Source organism: Paenibacillus glacialis (assembly GCF_001637205.1).
In the GTDB taxonomy this organism is placed as follows: Bacteria; Bacillota; Bacilli; order Paenibacillales; family Paenibacillaceae; genus Paenibacillus_AQ; species Paenibacillus_AQ glacialis.
This window is the reverse complement of the sequence record NZ_LVJH01000006.1, coordinates 38,539-55,562: the sequence shown is the minus strand read 5'-3', so window position 1 is coordinate 55,562 and position 17,024 is coordinate 38,539. Positions and strand designations below refer to the sequence as shown.

Sequence of the window (17,024 nt, the reverse complement as noted above, 5' to 3'; positions counted from 1 at the left end):
TCACCATAGTCGTTCATTCCATCATATCATGATTTCTTGGGCGTGAACGAGGCGTTACCTTAACGGAAGCTTAATTGTCCCCTGTAGTCATGGATGAGAGTTAAGACATAGTTAAGTTTGCGTTATACGGGATCTAAGATTGGTTTGTTAGAATTAGGGAGTCAAAGACAAAGACAATGATATATATAAATGTGGGGGTGCTGGAGTTGAACAAAATGACTAGAAAGAACAGGCTGGATCTCATCCACTATAGCAAAATAGTACTGGCAGTTGGTGCACTGGCAGCTATCATAACGGCATGCGGAGGACGAAATACGGCAATAACAACAGAAAAACCAGCAGAAACAACGAAGGTAGAGGTGCAAACGATGAAGCCAGAGGAAGTACCTGCGGCGCTCCTTGATGGTAAGTATGCTAAGGTGTATGCCTATTTTAGTGATGAGTTTAAACAACAGTTGAGCGAAGCTGATTTTGTAAGCATGGCTCCCGATTTACTAAAGGATATTCATTCGTTTAAGCAGGCCTCGGTCATGCAGCATAATGGTGGCGATCAACGTTCATGGATAAGCGATTCAGGAACAATGGGGCTGACTACTGTTTTTGATGAAAAGGGAGCAATATTGGGACTTCAGGCCAAGGCATTGACTTCTTTTCCGGAAACGGACAATCGCTTGACCAAAATTAAATACGATTGGCCTTTGAGCGGCGAGTGGTATATTGTCTGGGGTGGAACGAATGTCCTTGTTAATTATCACTATGAACATGAAAGTCAGCGATATGCCTATGATATTGTACAGAGCAAGGACGGTTATTCCTATAAGGGAGATCCATTGAAAAATGAAAGCTATTATGCCTTCGGTCTACCCGTTCTTGCACCAGCAGACGGAACCGTGGTCTCGATCGTAAATGATATTCGGGACAATGAGCCCGTTGGCGTTATGAACGAGAAAGTACCTGCTGGTAATGAGGTTGTTATTGACCATGGTGGAGAATATAGCGTACTGGCTCATCTGAAGAAAGGCTCCGTTAAAGTTAAAGTAGGGGATAAGGTGAGTAGCGGCGAGGAAATTGGGTTGCTTGGCAATTCAGGTAATTCCAGCGAAGCGCATCTTCATTATCAGGTGTCAGACGGTGCGGAACTATTCAAGTCTCGTTCGATCAACATCAATTGGAAGGATGGAATTGCTCCTGTGCAGGGAGAGATTATAACGGGTGAATAATTCAATGAAGAAATTTATCAGCACGAAGCTCATTAATGGATGAAGTGAAACAAACGCAACAAACATCAGGAAGGGAATTCAATTATGAAAAAAGCGCTTAAATTTATACTTATATCAATAGGAGTAATCCTTATAGCAATAGGTGTTTTTCTAGCCATTGTTTATACAGTTAATATTGTCTGCAACAAAGTGGAGAACGGTAAAATAGAATCTTATGGTCAGCTTGTACCCGTAGATGGAAAAAATATGAATGTTACGATTCAAGGCAAGGGCGAAGAAACAGTTGTACTTATACCAGGTTATGGAACAGGAGCGCCAGGTATTGATTTTAAGCCACTCGTAGAAGAGCTGTCTCCATTTTACAAAGTAGTCGTGATTGAGCCTTTTGGTTATGGATTAAGTGATGTAACAGATAAAGAACGAACCATTGAAAATATTGTAGCTGAAATTCATGAATGTTTACAAAAACTTAATATTAACCGATACACTCTGATGGGTCACTCCATTGCCGGAATTTACGGACTAGAATATGTGAACAAATATGAAAACGAAGTGAGTGCATTTGTCGGGATCGATAGCAGTGTTCCAACGCAAGGCGGTACGGATGATGAGTACCCAACAGAAATCTATAAATCACTCAAAAAATCAGGTTTTTACAGATTGATAATGAAACTAACTCCTGACCAACTTATTGCACCTAAAGTAGATGATGAAACGAGAGAGCAAATTAGAATAATTTCTCTCAAGAACGCGATGAACCCCAATATTATAAGTGAAGGGGAAAATTTCCAACATAATTTTAACGCTGCCGAAAATTTTAAATTCCCTAACAATCTTCCTGTTATATTCTTTTTACAAAAAAATAATACGGATGTTGAAGGATGGATACCACTGCATGAAGAACAGATAAAGGATTCTGTGAATGGAAAATTAATGGAACTTGAAGGGGGGCATTATTTACACCATACTGAATCAAAAGAAATCGTTGAAAATTTTAGGAGTTTTATGGAAGAAGTAAAATAAGACAAGTTGATGATTTTTCAAAAGAAGACGCCAAAAATGTGCGCACTGAAAAAGGCTTCTCCACTATGAAAAAAAATTTAAGAGACGAACGGTTCACATAATATTGTGAATCGTTCGTCTCTTTTTATGTAAAGAGAAAGAAAAAATCATACTAAATTAATAAAACGTTAAGAATTGTTTCATGTCTCTGTATTAATTTTTATGATCTTAGCCCAAGTTATCAAGGTTCCCTTACATTTATAGAACCTGGGAATCCAGCTCATTGTTGTAGCACGGGAGGTATGCCTATCTCACATTCTGTGGCTGCAGCATCTTTAGCGGCGTCTATAGAAATAATATATGGATTTGATTCTCTGGATTTGCCATTGCCGCAGACGACCTCTTAATAAAAAGGGAATTAACCGATAAATTATCGGATTTTGAACAAGCGTGATCTCATAATAAACCTTATAGACAACAATATAATAAGTTCACTTCGTTCAGACTTTTATTCCAATGCTGCTCATATCCACATTGGTATACTCTTGCTACCTATGATTGATTATTTTTTTGTTGCATATTCATTTTTCAAGTAGACACTCAAAAAAAGACCGCATGTTATCATGGGCAAAAGTGACAAAAGTTTTATGTAATTCTAAGTTTATAACAAATTGATATTGTTTAAGTAAATGGTATAGCTGTACTTTTTTGTAACAATGTAAAACTATTAAAAAGGTAGAGACGAAAAAAGCCATCTTTAGGTTTGACAACTTGTATATACAGGTGTAAAATCCATACTTGTATATACAGGTTGTCAAACAAATCCCTTACGCCTTCATTGCTGAAGAGCGGCAAATTTATTATTTTCAAATGTACACGTTTACAAAACAGCTAGGAGGGACAATAAATGGTAATTGCGCCGGAAGAACAATGGTGGCGGAAATCAACAGTGTATCAGGTTTATCCCAAGAGCTTCAAAGATACTTCCGGTAACGGTACAGGGGATATCAAGGGTCTAATCGGAAAACTCGATTATCTACAAGAACTGGGGATCGATATTGTATGGCTGCAACCGATCTACGTATCTCCGCAAAATGATAACGGTTACGATGTTGCAGATTACCGTCGGATCGATCCTAATTTCGGGACGATGGAAGATTTTGAGGAACTGATGAAAGAATTGAAGAAACGCGGTATGCACCTGATGACAGATATCGTTGTCAACCATTCTTCCACGGAACATCAGTGGTTTCAGGAGGCTAAGAAATCGAAGGAAAACCCTTATCGCAACTATTATATCTGGAGAGATCCCGCTCCGGATGGTGGCGTACCTAATAATTGGCAGTCGAAGTTCGGGGGATCAGCATGGCAATTCGAGGAGACTACAGGTCAGTATTTTCTTACCCTGTTTGACAAGACACAAGCGGATCTGAACTGGGAATATGAGAAGGTTAGACAGGAAGTCGCAGATCTAATGATTTTTTGGGCGGAGAAGGGGGTCAAAGGGTTTCGGATGGATGTAATCAACCTGATCTCCAAGGATCAGAACTTTCCTGATGATGATGGAAGTATTGCTCCCGGTGACGGTCGGAAGTTCTATACAGATGGTTCACGGGTCCATGAGTATATTAAGGAGCTGTATGCGAAGGTCTTCGGACCGTACAACCTTGTAACTGTAGGTGAAATGTCTTCAACTACCCTGGAACATTGCATCCGTTATTCCAACCCGCAGGAAAAGGAGTTCTCGATGACCTTTAATTTCCATCACCTGAAGGTGGATTATAAGAATGGACAGAAGTGGGAACTGAAGCCGTATGATTTTGAAGAACTGAAAGGCTTGTTCTCCAAGTGGCAGACAGGAATGCAGCGTGCAGGCGGTTGGAATGCACTCTTCTGGAATAACCATGACCAGCCGCGTGCGTTATCTCGCTTCGCTAATGATGGAGAATACCGCTCAGAAAGCGCTAAGATGCTAGCTACAACGCTGCATGGACTACAGGGTACTCCTTATGTATACCAAGGTGAAGAGATTGGGATGCCGAATCCCGACTGGCATGATATCAGCGAATTCAATGATATTGAATCAACGAATATGTACCAGATTCTACAGGAACGAGGTCTTACCAGTGTAGAAGCACTTGCAGTCATACGAGAACGCTCACGCGATAATTCCCGGACCCCCATGCAGTGGGATGATACTGAGAATGCTGGATTTACAAATGGTAAACCTTGGCTCAAATTGGATGGAAGATACCGGGAGATTAATATTCAAAGAGAGCAGGCTAATGCTGATTCAATTCTTTCCCATTATAAAAAACTGATCCAACTGCGCAAGCAGGAGTCTGTTATAACCGAAGGTCTCTTCAAGAGACTGGATAATCAGCACCCTGAAGTTTTCGCCTATGCACGAATAACGGATGCAGAAACGCTTATTGTAGTTTCCAATTTCAGTAGTGAACAGACAGCATTTACTTTTGCAGAGGATTTCTGGATCACCCGTGCAGAAGGCAGAGATACGGAGTTACTAATCGGGAATACCCGCGAGACTCCTTCTTGGGGAAAGACGCTTGAACTGATGCCTTATGCCTCTTATATGTGGATTATCCGCTAGAACAAAACAACGAAGTGAAGGTGAGTAAATATGGCTATTAATCGGAAAGATGTAGAACAGATCGTAAAGGCTATCGGAGGAAAAGAGAATATTGAAGCCGCAACACACTGTGTGACACGGCTCCGATTTGCTCTTAACGACGAGGGCAAAGTCGATACGAAGGCGCTTGAGAATAATGATCTGGTCAAAGGCCATTTCTCTTCACAGGGCCAATTCCAGGTTATTATCGGTCCAGGCATGGTGGACAAGGTTTATGAAGAAATGATTACCATCACCGGTGGATACCGGGCTACTAAGGATGAGGTAAAGACGGCTGCCAGCAAGAAACAGAATCCGCTGCAGCGGGCAATTAAGACACTGGCAGATATTTTCATTCCGATTCTGCCGGCCATCGTTATGGCGGGTCTATTGCTGGGGATCAATAATATGCTAACGGGTCCCGGCATCTTTTTCGACAGTAAATCCCTTGTCGAAGTCTATCCGCAGTGGAAAGACTTTGCGTCTATTATTAATACGATAGCCAGTACGGCCTTTACCTTCCTGCCTGCCCTTATCGGTTGGTCGGCGGTAACACGCTTCGGCGGCAGTCCGCTGCTCGGTATCGTTCTCGGACTTATTCTCGTACACCCTGATCTCCTCAGTGCTTATGGTTATGCGGATGCCACGGTAGCAGGCACGGTTCCGGTATGGGATCTGTTTGGCTGGCATGTTAACAAGATCGGCTACCAGGGGCAGGTGCTGCCAGTTCTGGTCTCCGCCTATTTACTTGCCAGGCTGGAACGCTGGCTGAACAAAAAAGTTCCTGACTCTTTTAAGCTGCTGATTGTAGCTCCGGTAGCACTTCTAATTACTGGATTTCTAGCCTTTACGGTTATTGGTCCGATCACCTTTGTTATAGCTAATGCCATTACATCGGGGCTAGTTAGTATCTTTGGTAGCTTCCCCGCGCTAGGTGGATTAATCTATGGGGGACTATATTCGCTACTTGTTATTACAGGTATGCACCATACTTTCCTGGCCGTCGATTTCCAGCTTATCGGTTCAGAAGGCGGAACCTTCCTGTGGCCGATGCTTGCTCTGTCCAACATTGCACAAGGAGCTGCCGCACTCGGCATGATGTTTGTGGCCAAACAGGAAAAAACGAAAGGCCTGGCCGTCACTTCATCCATCTCCGCCTTCCTTGGCGTTACTGAACCCGCTATTTTCGGAGTTAACATACGCTTCAAATACCCGTTTATCTTCGGGATGATCGGTTCGGCCATTGCAGGTGTGCTACTAGCGGTGAATAATGTACTCGCGTCTTCCATTGGCGTAGGTGGTATTCCCGGATTCTTGTCCATCTTTCCGAATCAGTGGGGCGTATTCTTTGTCGGCATGGCGGTTGTGCTAGTTGTTCCATTCGGCGCTACCGTACTATTCGGAAAATTCCGCAACCGTGGAACCAATGAATTGAACAGTGAAGACAATACGATTGACGATGGCATGAGAGCCACAGAGCCGGATAGTGATAACGTAAACAACACTGGAAGTACAGTTACTCCGGTTCTCACTCAGCCCGCCTCCGATCAAGTCTCCAGTCCTGCTACAGCCGTCAATGTGGTGGAGGTACTGTTGCCTGTAAAAGGTAAGATTGTGCCATTAGAGCAAGTACCTGACCCAGCATTCGCTGAAAGACAAATGGGGAAAGGCGTTGCTATTGAGCCGTCCGAAGGGAAAGTTGTTGCACCATTTGACGCTACTGTAGCACATGTCATCAAGAGTAAACATGCCATTATTCTGGAGCATGCCTCGGGTGTACAAATTCTTATCCATATCGGAATAAATACGGTCTCGCTTAAGGGTAGCGGATTTACCGCCCATGTAGCCACTGGTGATCAAGTGAAATCGGGTCAACTACTGCTCGAATTCGACCGTGAGGCCATCTTGGCTGCGGGTTACCCGCTGATTTCTCCGATTATAGTTCCAGATGGGCAAGATGTCATAGAACGGGTAGAGGAAATCGTGAATTCGAATCCAGAAGAAGGACAATCCGCTCCTATTCTAAAGATCTATCTTCAAGGTTAATAATTATGGTAATATGAGCATGGTGATTAATATTGAATAAAAATATATATATGCATATCTATAATGACTATTCTGCCCAGATCCAGTCCGGATCGCTCTCTACAGGCCAAAAATTACCTTCGGAGAACGAACTCGCCGAAGCTTACGGAACATCAAGGGAGACAGTACGCAAGGCGCTGCATATGCTCTCTGAGAATGGATATATCCATAAGATTAAGGGTAAGGGCTCATTTGTTCTTGATACACAACGGATGAGCTTTCCCGTTTCCGGATTAGTCACATTCAAAGAAGTATCTGAGCGATTGGGACGTTCGGTACGTACAATTGTGTATGAGAACGACTGCGTACCCAGCACTGCAGAGATTGCAAGATGTTTACAACTGAAGGATCCAGGTCCGGTGTGGAAGGTGGTCCGTGCCCGCGAGATCGAAGGGGAGAAGATTATTTTGGATAAAGATTATTTTCTGACCACATATGTGCCTTCCCTATCTCTTGAAGCAGCCACCAATTCTATCTATGAATATCTGGAGCAGAAGTTGAATCTACCAATTAGCTACGCAAAAAAAGAAATCTCTGTCGAAGAAGTAACCCCTGAAGACAAGCTACTGCTTGACTTATATGATTATCAGCATATTGTTGTGGTCCGCAACTATGTGCATCTGGTGGACACGACACTGTTTCAGTATACGGAATCGCGGCATCGACTGGATAAGTTTCAGTTCGTCGACTTTGCTCGCCGAGCTCAAAACTAAATCCCACTGGAAAGCGCCTAGTGAAGTAACGAGAATGCATTGTTCTATACAATCACTAGGATATATAATTGGCTCAGTAGTGGAGACGTGACCGGGATTTCGGCTAACCCATGAAGCAAAGGCAACGTTGGGTATTTAGAAAGAAGTATGGTCGTACCCCTGTCAAGTAGACAGATGAAAAAAGATATGCAGCCAGCGCGTGCCGATACTCAATCGGTGCGCGCTGTTTGAGTTTAGCCTGAAATCGTTGAAAACTTTAGGAGCTTTATGGAAGAAGTGGAATAAGACTGAAAAAGATTCCTTCACAATGAAAAATTTCAAAAGTTGAATGATCCACAGAATATTGTAATTTCGAATCTTAATTTTTTTTGAAAAAGTAGTGAGCGAGGAAGTAGCCTTGTAACTACTGATCTAAACCCATTTGAAAAGGCTTACATAACTAACCAGTTCTAAAGCTGCTGCATCCATATATAGCTCGTCATCAAACCACCCAATAGCATACAAAAGTTTACTACGACAAACATACAGCGAAGCCACATGGGTTGATGAAACTGATATAGTGCTTTGGGTTCTCCTTTCCCTTCAATCAAGAACATAATAAGTAAAGTATGAATTACCAAATGGCCGACAACCTCCGTGAACCCAAATACCGCCGTAGTAAGCAAAAATACTCCAGTAATTATCAGCGCAGTGAATCTGTTCATGATCCCAAGGATGAGCACCCAGCCTAAAGCTAGTTCAATAAAAGCAGATATTAACACGAATTCTTGTATAGAAAAACCAAATGTTGGGATCCTATACTCGTACATTAGCGTCTGGGCAAGCCCAGGCATCGTCATTTTTTCCATGGAAAGCCAAGCTAAGGATATACCAGTAAGTGTATACAGCACCGGCAAGGCGGATAACTTCAATCTGCTGTTCACTGCGAATAAATAATATATAATTCCGAGGTAGAATAAATAATCAAGAGAATGAAATAGACCATATTGATACACTGCGTTTAGATACAAGAAAGCGATTGCAAGTCCACTCAGTGGAAGCAGTCGTCTATGAAATAATCCTAAGATAGCAACGATGAGTGATGCGTATACCCACCAAGAATCTATCATAAACGTAGGTGCCAGATACGAGCCTGTGCAGAGTTGCAACAGCAACCCTAATCCAATTCCAATCCGGAAGATCGTCAATTGATAGCAACTAAAGCGATTCAAGAAACTTAGAATTTTGCTTACAAATCTGTTCCGTTCAATCTGTTTATTGATGATCGTTGCAAACAACATGACTAATAGTGTTATACCAAGCCAGAACAAAAAACCAGGAGTAATTATCACTTTTATCGGCAAGGACATCCAGCCATCATCATCTATAAACCATTTTACATGTTCATATAAATGACCTGATATTAGAAACTGTGACATTGTCATTTAACTCCCCTTTTTTATAATTTAAATACTACAATACACAATTTTGGTATTTTAAGGTTAAAGTTATTTCTATTAATTGGGAAGGGACTAATTACATGCTCAGCGGTCCTATTTTTATTTTTTCTTAACGAAGAAGGGTGGGAGAATGAGAAGAATAGAAGTAGTGCGTTCACTAGTCTATTAAATACATATGAAATTGAGCGTGTAGAAAACGCCATTCATGCTTATGTCTGAATGCAACTTCCGATTATAGTAGGCGAAGTAGCAAATAGATCTATAGATAAACATGTTGAATAAATACGGTTGAACGCACATGTTATTTTGTAGTAAGGAGAATCAATAGTTCAAAGCCGAAAGGGTTGTCACTTGGCAGCTCTTGTTTCTTGTCCTCCGATATGTCTGTATGAAGACATCAACAACTTTAATAGGTTTATTTGCTATAAATGATTGCAATGTTTTATTATGTATAGGCATGCGTATAAAACACAGAGGTTGGTTGAGAATTTTCAACTAGGCATCTATAGAAAGTGGTTGATAAATTTCATGGAACTTGTATTTCAAAAAGTAGAGACAGAGGAAGAAGTCTCGTTATTAGCTCAATTGGCATCGGGAATTTGGCATGAATATTTTGTAAGCATTATATCAAATGAGCAAATCGACTATATGGTCGAAAAATTTCAATCCGTTCATGCGATTAATGACCAAATTAAACATCAGGGTTATGAATATTATTTTATGAATGTAAGTGGCAATAATATCGGTTATTTGGGGATAAAACAAGAAGAAGGCAAGCTATTTTTAAGCAAATTTTACATACAAAAAGAGCATCGAGGAAAAGGTTATGCAAGTCAAGCTATGGAGTTCTTGGTAGAGATATGCAAAGATCGAAGGCTAGGTATTATATGGCTTACGGTAAATCGTTATAATGATACCACTATTGCTGTTTATGAGAAAAAAGGATTTAGAACAGTACGTACTCAGGTGGCAGATATAGGAAGTGGATTTGTAATGGATGATAATATAATGGAGAAAGAAATTGTGTTGGAAGAAAAGTGACTTTGTGACCCTTAAGAGGAACAATTTCAGAATAGAGATTCGCTTGTGGTTTATTTGAGCCCCAAAAAAACGAAGGCAGCCGGAAATGATGCCTTCGTTTTTTTTATTGTGGGCAAACCAACTTAGTGTCAAGACTCGCATTTAACAGAAATACATGTTTAATAAGCATAATTTATTCCAAGGGTATAACCACTAATCCAGGTTACTTTTGTTTTGGATGATTATGAAATTGTACGAACAGAGAATGAAGATTGGTTATGAAAGTCTCTCATAAGATCATCGACTTCCAATAACAAGGTGTTCACGCACTTTAACTTTCGTCCTTCGGTTTGCACGATTAGGAAAAGCTGTAATTGGAATCAGATGGGGAACCGTTTTTTTTAAGGTTCTTAAATAAAGCTTGAAGGTGACGTTACGTCACCCATTATAATAGAAATCACGAGAGGAGGGCGAGTACTTGAAGCCCGAGGAATACCAATACTTAACAACGGGTCAACTCGCGAAGCGAACGGGGATGACTCTGAGAACGCTTCGCTATTACGACAAGATCGGTTTGCTAAAGCCGACACAATACAACGCTTCTGTCCGCCTCTACAGTAAAGAAGATGTGGCACGGCTGCAAAAGATCCAGATGCTTAAGTACATTGGGTTGTCCTTGGCGGAGATCAATCAACTCATCCTAGACCACAGCGCCCCCGAACAAGACTTGGGAAGTTCATTGAAGATGCAAAAAGAAATCATCCAATACAAAATCGCTCATATGCAGTATGTATCCAAAGCCATTGAAGAAGCGCTAGGTATGGTGGATGAACAGGGACAGGAAGTAGCTTGGGAAGATTTAGCGGACATTATCCAAACGATTCATAAGGAAAAGGACTGGAGTGAACAGTACCATAATGCGATTCGGCTGCAGGCGAGAATACGGCTGTACGATCAGTTTAGTTGGAACAGGATCGGATGGCACCGGTGGTTCTTTGAGCATCTGGGCTCACTTCCCAATCTAAAGGTACTGGAGCTCGGATGTGGTGATGCGGCCTTATGGAGTAGGAATGCGGATCTCATTCCAGAAACCTGGAGCATTACGCTTACTGATCTGTCGGCAGGCATGCTTGAGGAGGCCCGAATGAGTTTGGGTGCGCACAGCGGAAGGTTCAAATTTCTGCTTGCCGATGCCCAGGAGATTCCTTTCCACGATGACGAGTTCGATATCGTGATCGCCAATCACATGCTTTATCACGTGCTCGATATTAACCGGGCCGTATCAGAAATACACCGTGTGCTGAAGCCGGACGGCATCTTGTACGCCTCAACGATGAGCAAAAGTCATCTGCAAGAAATCGAGCAGGTAACCCAAGTTTTCGATCCGCATATTCAGGTGCTTGACCCTGTGATGGAACGCTTCCAACTAGATAATGGGATAGAAACACTACAGGCCTCGTTTACGGCGATCGAACTGATCAGGTTTGAGGATTATATGCTGATAGATGATGTGCAACCGCTCATCCAATATATTACTTCAACGCCGATGAATGCGAGGGAGATTCTTGTCGGCGCGAAGCTCGACCAATTCACAACTTATTTGCGGGCCAAGATAGCGGAAAAAGAGAGGCTCTACATCACGAAGGATTCGGGATTCTTTTTGGCCAGAAAAACGTATGAGGATAAGGAGAAATACTAATGAAACCAAAAATTGAAATGGTGAAAGAAGAGATTTTATCGAGCAATTGGTACGTCCTAAAAAAAATGACCTTCAAGTATCAAAAGCGTGATGGAAGCTGGGAGACGCAAGCTAGAGAAGCGTATGACCGCGGCAATGGTGCTGTGATTCTGTTGTATAATCGGGAAAAGCAAACGGTAACTCTTACCCGGCAATTTCGAATGCCGACTTATATGAACGGAAATGAAACCGGGATACTTATCGAGGCTTGCGCTGGGTTGCTGGATAAGGACACGCCGGAGGACTGCATTCGCCGTGAAACGGAAGAGGAAACCGGATATCGGGTAACTAACGTTCAAAAGGTTGGTGAAGCTTATATGTCCCCTGGATCGGTTACGGAAATATTATATTTCTTCGTGGCAGAATATAGTTCGCATATGCATACGGGACGGGGCGGAGGCGTAGAAAAAGAACAGGAAGAGATTGAAGTGCTAGAGCTACCCTTCGAGCAAGCGCTAAACATGGTGGAGAACGGTGAAATTCGAGATGCGAAAACGATTATGTTGCTGCAATATGCCCAGCTCCAGGGGTTGTTTCGTCCTGTTAGCAAACCTCAGCATATCCTAATAGCGGGGCCTTATCGTTCCAATACGGGAGACGATAAGGCGCTAATCGAGGCCAATATGCGGCTGATGAATGAAACGGCCCTGCGCGTATATGAGATGGGGCATATGCCAGTCCTCGGCGAGTGGTACGCCCTACCTCTAATGGAAACGGCCGGCTCCCGCCAGCTCGGAGATGAGATATTCGAGCGTATGTTTCACCCATCGGCCGTTCGGCTCTTATCCTTTTGCGACGCAGTTCTTAGAGTAGGAGGGCCCTCCAGGGGTGCCGATGAAATGGTAAGAACTGCTGAGGCTAAGGGGAAAATGGTATACGGTGATCTCGATGAAATTCCAGTGCTGGCTTAGGCAAACGTCGTGCCAACAAGAACAACCCAAGACTGGAACCATACAGTCTTGGGTTGTTTTTTCTGTTATTCACCGATGTTGATTAAGCAAATGACTTGAAGAAGAGCAATATCATACAAGAAAAGTTTATACATAAATGTTACTCTTAAAATTGTCATCATGATTAGGGAGGATAGCTAGATGCTAAATGAAATTCGAACGATTTATCTGGATTCTGATTTAAACATAGAAGCATACAGATTTAAAGGAATCATGCAAAAGTTTCCTGCTCACTTTCATGAATATTATGTGATTGGCTTTATTGAAGAAGGGCAGCGATATTTAGTGTGCAAAGGTGAAGAATACATAATTAATCCAGGGGACTTACTGTTATTCAACCCTTATGATACTCACAGTTGCGAGCAAATTGACGGCAAAACACTAGATTATCGATGCATAAATGTGACATCTGAGGTCATGAAAAAGCTAGTTTTAGAGATTAATGGTAACGACGACCTCCCATGCTTCAAACCAAGCGTTGTATACCAAAGCGATCTTGTACCCAGTTTAAAAGAACTACATTTAAAGATTTCGCAGAATGAGAGTGATTTTCAGAAGGAAGAGTTATTCTTATACTTCATGGAAGAGCTTATTCTGACACATTCTGATCTTACAATCCTACCAACAGCAGCTGAAACCTCTCTTGAAATCCAAACCGTATGTAGCTATTTGGAGGAGAATTACACAAAAACGATTACGCTTAATGATTTAAGCGCCCTAACAGGATGGAGCAAGTATCACTTACTAAGATCTTTCACGAAACAAAAGGGACTCTCTCCATACAGCTACTTGGAAACGATACGAGTAAATCATGCGAAAAGGCTTTTGGAACAAGGTGTAAAGCCCATTGAAGTAACTTTTTTAACTGGATTTAGCGATCAAAGTCATTTTACTAAATTCTTTAAAAGACAGATTGGATTAACACCAAAACAATATATGAGAATTTACCTCAACGATTAATCACTAGCCGCTGAACTGCTTAATGAGGAGGAATAAAAGAATACGATGAATAACATTATTGCATTTAGCCTGATGGCCCTTATGATGTCTATGTTACCTGGTACAGATACGGTACTTATTATGAAGAATACGCTCATCCACGGAGCAAAAGCCGGACGTTATACGATACTCGGGATGGCGACAGGTCTTATTTTCTGGACTTTTATTGTCGTTCTCGGTTTGTCAGTAGTCATTAGCCAGTCTGTATTTCTGTTCAATACAATTAAGTATTTGGGAGCTACATACTTGTTCTACTTAGGTATAAGAGCATTTTTTACTAAAAGCACACTTTCGATAGAGGATGTTCAAGCAGAAGGTAGTCAGCGATCTATCGAAAAGTTGTCGCATCATCATTGTAAGGAATCCTATCTACAAGGAGTACTCAGTAATATTCTTAACCCTAAGACGATATTGGTCTACATCACTTTCATGCCTCAATTTATTGATCTCACTGGAAATACTAATCAACAGTTGATTGCATTAGGATTAATCCTTACTGTAATCGCAGTGGGATGGTTTTTGATCTTGGTGTATCTATTAGATCATGTGAAACAATGGTTGAAAAAACCTGGATTTCAAAAAGTATTTCAGAAATCTACTGGCGTAATGCTAATAGGGTTTGGTGTGAAAACAGTCATTTAATTCCATTAAATATTTATTAGGTTAACCGATATAATGCCTCAATATGAATCCGCATAAGCTGCCCCAGCAGGGTGCTTTTGCGGGCATCCAAATATAGATTGTAAAAATAGAGACTGTTGTCGAGTCTCTATTTTTTGTGTCTACGCACTTTCTTCATCGTTTCTTAACATTTGTTATATACAATAAACCTATCAAAATGAGAGGGCAGAAATCGTTTGAAGAAAAGCATTTGGTCCATTGTATTCCTAGCAATTCTTACGATCTTTAACACCGGAAATGCATTCGCAAGTGAGTCATCATTACAGTCGGAGGTGGACCAAGTGTTGAAAATTCCATATTAATGGGTGAATCGACAAAGGAAGGATTTAATATGATTGTTGGTTGATATTCTGCTAAGATGATTAGAGCAATCAAACTTTAGTCTCTCGCTATAAATTTTGAAGGGATTATTTTGATATAACATAAAACGTAGAAGCTTTGGAGGAATATGAAGATATGACGGAAAAAGAAAAATCTCAACAAGGACTACTTTATAATGCAAATTATGATGAAGAGTTAATTGAAGAACGCTTATTCGCTAAAGGCCTTTGTTACGATTATAATCAACTCCATCCGAGGCAGTTAAACAAAAGAGAAGCAATAATAAAAACGCTGCTTGGGAAAACAAGCGATCATTTCTTAATAGAGCAGCCTTTCGTGTGTGACTATGGGTACAATATTGAAATCGGTGAGAACTTTTATAGCAATCATAATATTGTCATGTTGGATGGGGCCAAAGTCGTTTTTGGAGATAATGTATTTGTAGCGCCAAATTGCGGATTTTATACAGCTGGTCACCCCTTTGATGTGGAACAACGTAATGAGGGATTAGAAATTGTAGCACCAATAACTGTCGGAAATAACGTTTGGATTGGTGGTGGCGTGAACGTTATAGCTGGTGTGACGATCGGCGACAATACAATCATCGGTGCTGGAAGCGTTGTGACAAAGAATATTCCATCAGGCGTAATAGCTGCAGGTAATCCTTGTAGAGTACTCCGTGAAATTACGGAAGAGGACAAGACGAAGTATAGACGAAATTGACAAGAAAATAAGTAGTAATCACAGAGTATACCCGCTGTTTAATGTAGAGCAATCTTCTGCGAATTTTCACTGTTTCGCCTTGTCCAAATATATGATAACTTAGTTTTAAAAGATATACTAAAGAGAGAGATTGAGAGATTGAGAGATTTACAGAGATAGAAAAAGAAGCTGTTGAAAGAGAGAAAGGGTTGATACAAGTTGAGAAGGAAAATCTTGGTGGCTACTGTACTGGGTGCTGTTGCGTTGGGGATTGGTGTGTTTGTGTTTGTGGGAACTATCGAAAAAGATTCGGCTACAAAAATTGATGCACAAAGTATTAAGAAAATGGTGCATGAATACAGTACAGACATATTAACAGCTAAGTCCGCTTCAATCACATCGAAGCAACTCATCGTAACCGAAAATGATGAAAAATCATCAACCTATGACTTACCCGATAATGAGTTTTTTCTTTCCATTGCACCGTATGTCGATCAAACCCACCCTTGCGCAACCCACAGCTTGACTGGATGCCAAGGAGAAATGGTGGAAAAAGAGTTTAACGTAAACATCACAGACAAGGATGGCACCGTAATTGTGGATGAAACATTGAAATCCCAATCTAACGGGTTTATCGATCTCTGGCTACCTCGTGACACAACGTATAACATAACGGTCGAACATGACGGGAAAACGGCGGAGTCTGAAATATCAACGTTCGAGACCGACGATACTTGTCTCACAACAATGCAGCTTGGTTGACATTAAAGACGCTTAGGCGTCTTTTTTTTGTGGTTATAGTACTCCAATCATTAGCCTAGTATACAACTAGTTTGTTATATAGCCGCGATAAATAGACCTTAAGAAATAGCAAAAAGAGAGACCAATAAAATAAATCAATCGTTTTCCTGGGCAACTACGTCTTATCTTTGTATACATATTTAGATGACTTCTTCCCAATACCAACACGAAGATTGAGAAAGGGGAGTGGAGAGTAATGGGAAATGCATTGGAAGAGGTTAGATTGGTAGATTTTGCACTGATGGATGAAGAAGTATTTTTTGATCGACTGTACGTCGAGCACCGCAAAATGTACGCGATCGCTTTCAGTTACCTGAGGACGGAAACGGACGCGCTAGAAGTGGTGCAAGAAGCGTCATGTCGGGCATGGATGAAGCGAAAAAAGCTCAAGGACGAGCAATCCTTTACGTCCTGGGTAATCCGAATTACCATCAATTGTTGCATGGATGAACTCCGGCGTAAAAAGCGTGTGTTTCCAGCAGAAAAGTTGGAGGAGAATGTGATTCTGGAAATGACTAGCAACGATCGGATCGACTTGGAACGGGCAATGGTTCGAATGAAGCCCAAATATCGGCATGCTGTGATACTGAAATACTATCAGGATATGACAACTGTTGAAATCGCAAAAGTGCTAGAAAAACCAGAGGGGACGATCAAAACCTGGCTACGAGAAGGACTCAAGCAGCTTCGGAAATATCTGTAGAGATACGGGAGGCGAATGAAA

14 protein-coding genes are annotated in these 17,024 nt (G+C 41.4%); 13 read left to right on the top strand and 1 reads right to left on the bottom strand.

The window, feature by feature from the left end; genetic code table 11:
* The first annotated feature begins 215 nt into the window (after positions 1 to 215).
* The 5 genes from PGLA_RS04815 (at position 216) to treR (ending at position 7,649) form a co-directional block, all read left to right on the top strand.
* Positions 216 to 1,220, top strand: coding sequence for a peptidoglycan DD-metalloendopeptidase family protein (locus PGLA_RS04815; protein WP_068529550.1), 1,005 nt, complete (start codon positions 216 to 218; stop codon positions 1,218 to 1,220).
* A gap of 84 nt (positions 1,221 to 1,304) precedes the next feature.
* Positions 1,305 to 2,243, top strand: coding sequence for an alpha/beta hydrolase (locus PGLA_RS04810; RefSeq protein WP_068529547.1), 939 nt, complete (start codon positions 1,305 to 1,307; stop codon positions 2,241 to 2,243).
* Between the two features lie 886 nt (positions 2,244 to 3,129).
* A complete protein-coding gene (gene treC, locus PGLA_RS04805) occupies positions 3,130 to 4,833 on the top strand; it encodes an alpha,alpha-phosphotrehalase (RefSeq protein WP_068529544.1) in 1,704 nt (567 codons plus the stop codon).
* A gap of 30 nt (positions 4,834 to 4,863) precedes the next feature.
* Entirely contained in the window at positions 4,864 to 6,897 is a 2,034-nt protein-coding gene (gene treP / locus PGLA_RS04800) for a PTS system trehalose-specific EIIBC component (protein ID WP_068529541.1), read from the top strand.
* Positions 6,898 to 6,929: 32 nt separating this feature from the next.
* A complete protein-coding gene (gene treR, locus PGLA_RS04795; RefSeq protein ID WP_068529538.1) occupies positions 6,930 to 7,649 on the top strand; it encodes a trehalose operon repressor in 720 nt (239 codons plus the stop codon).
* A gap of 449 nt (positions 7,650 to 8,098) precedes the next feature.
* Here the strand turns inward: treR and PGLA_RS04790 are convergent, their stop codons facing one another.
* Positions 8,099 to 9,067, bottom strand: a complete 969-nt coding sequence (locus PGLA_RS04790) for a hypothetical protein (RefSeq protein ID WP_342671680.1) — start codon at positions 9,065 to 9,067, stop codon at positions 8,099 to 8,101.
* A 549-nt stretch (positions 9,068 to 9,616) separates the two neighbouring features.
* On the opposite strand from PGLA_RS04790, the gene PGLA_RS04785 reads away from it, so the two are divergent.
* The 8 genes from PGLA_RS04785 to PGLA_RS04750 all read left to right on the top strand — a co-directional run bounded on the left by PGLA_RS04785 (position 9,617) and on the right by PGLA_RS04750 (position 17,003).
* Positions 9,617 to 10,129, top strand: coding sequence for a GNAT family N-acetyltransferase (locus tag PGLA_RS04785; RefSeq protein WP_068529530.1), 513 nt, complete (start codon positions 9,617 to 9,619; stop codon positions 10,127 to 10,129).
* Positions 10,130 to 10,586: 457 nt separating this feature from the next.
* Positions 10,587 to 11,807, top strand: coding sequence for a MerR family transcriptional regulator (locus tag PGLA_RS04780; protein ID WP_245699722.1), 1,221 nt, complete (start codon positions 10,587 to 10,589; stop codon positions 11,805 to 11,807).
* Positions 11,807 to 12,757, top strand: coding sequence for a GDP-mannose pyrophosphatase NudK (gene nudK / locus PGLA_RS04775; protein WP_068529527.1), 951 nt, complete (start codon positions 11,807 to 11,809; stop codon positions 12,755 to 12,757). Before PGLA_RS04780 ends, nudK begins: the two co-directional genes overlap by 1 nt.
* Positions 12,758 to 12,937: 180 nt before the next feature.
* Entirely contained in the window at positions 12,938 to 13,756 is an 819-nt protein-coding gene (locus PGLA_RS04770) for an AraC family ligand binding domain-containing protein (RefSeq protein ID WP_068529524.1), read from the top strand.
* Positions 13,757 to 13,801: 45 nt separating this feature from the next.
* Positions 13,802 to 14,437, top strand: coding sequence for a LysE family translocator (locus PGLA_RS04765; RefSeq protein WP_068529522.1), 636 nt, complete (start codon positions 13,802 to 13,804; stop codon positions 14,435 to 14,437).
* A gap of 495 nt (positions 14,438 to 14,932) precedes the next feature.
* The gene (locus PGLA_RS04760; protein ID WP_068529519.1) at positions 14,933 to 15,520 is read left to right on the top strand and encodes a sugar O-acetyltransferase; all 588 of its coding nucleotides are present in this window, start codon (positions 14,933 to 14,935) and stop codon (positions 15,518 to 15,520) included.
* Positions 15,521 to 15,718: 198 nt separating this feature from the next.
* Entirely contained in the window at positions 15,719 to 16,261 is a 543-nt protein-coding gene (locus tag PGLA_RS04755; RefSeq protein ID WP_068529516.1) for a CueP family metal-binding protein, read from the top strand.
* 235 nt (positions 16,262 to 16,496) lie between these two features.
* Positions 16,497 to 17,003 (top strand): RNA polymerase sigma factor, encoded by a 507-nt coding sequence (locus PGLA_RS04750; RefSeq protein ID WP_068529513.1) that lies wholly within the window; start codon positions 16,497 to 16,499, stop codon positions 17,001 to 17,003.
* The last annotated feature ends 21 nt before the right edge of the window (positions 17,004 to 17,024 follow it).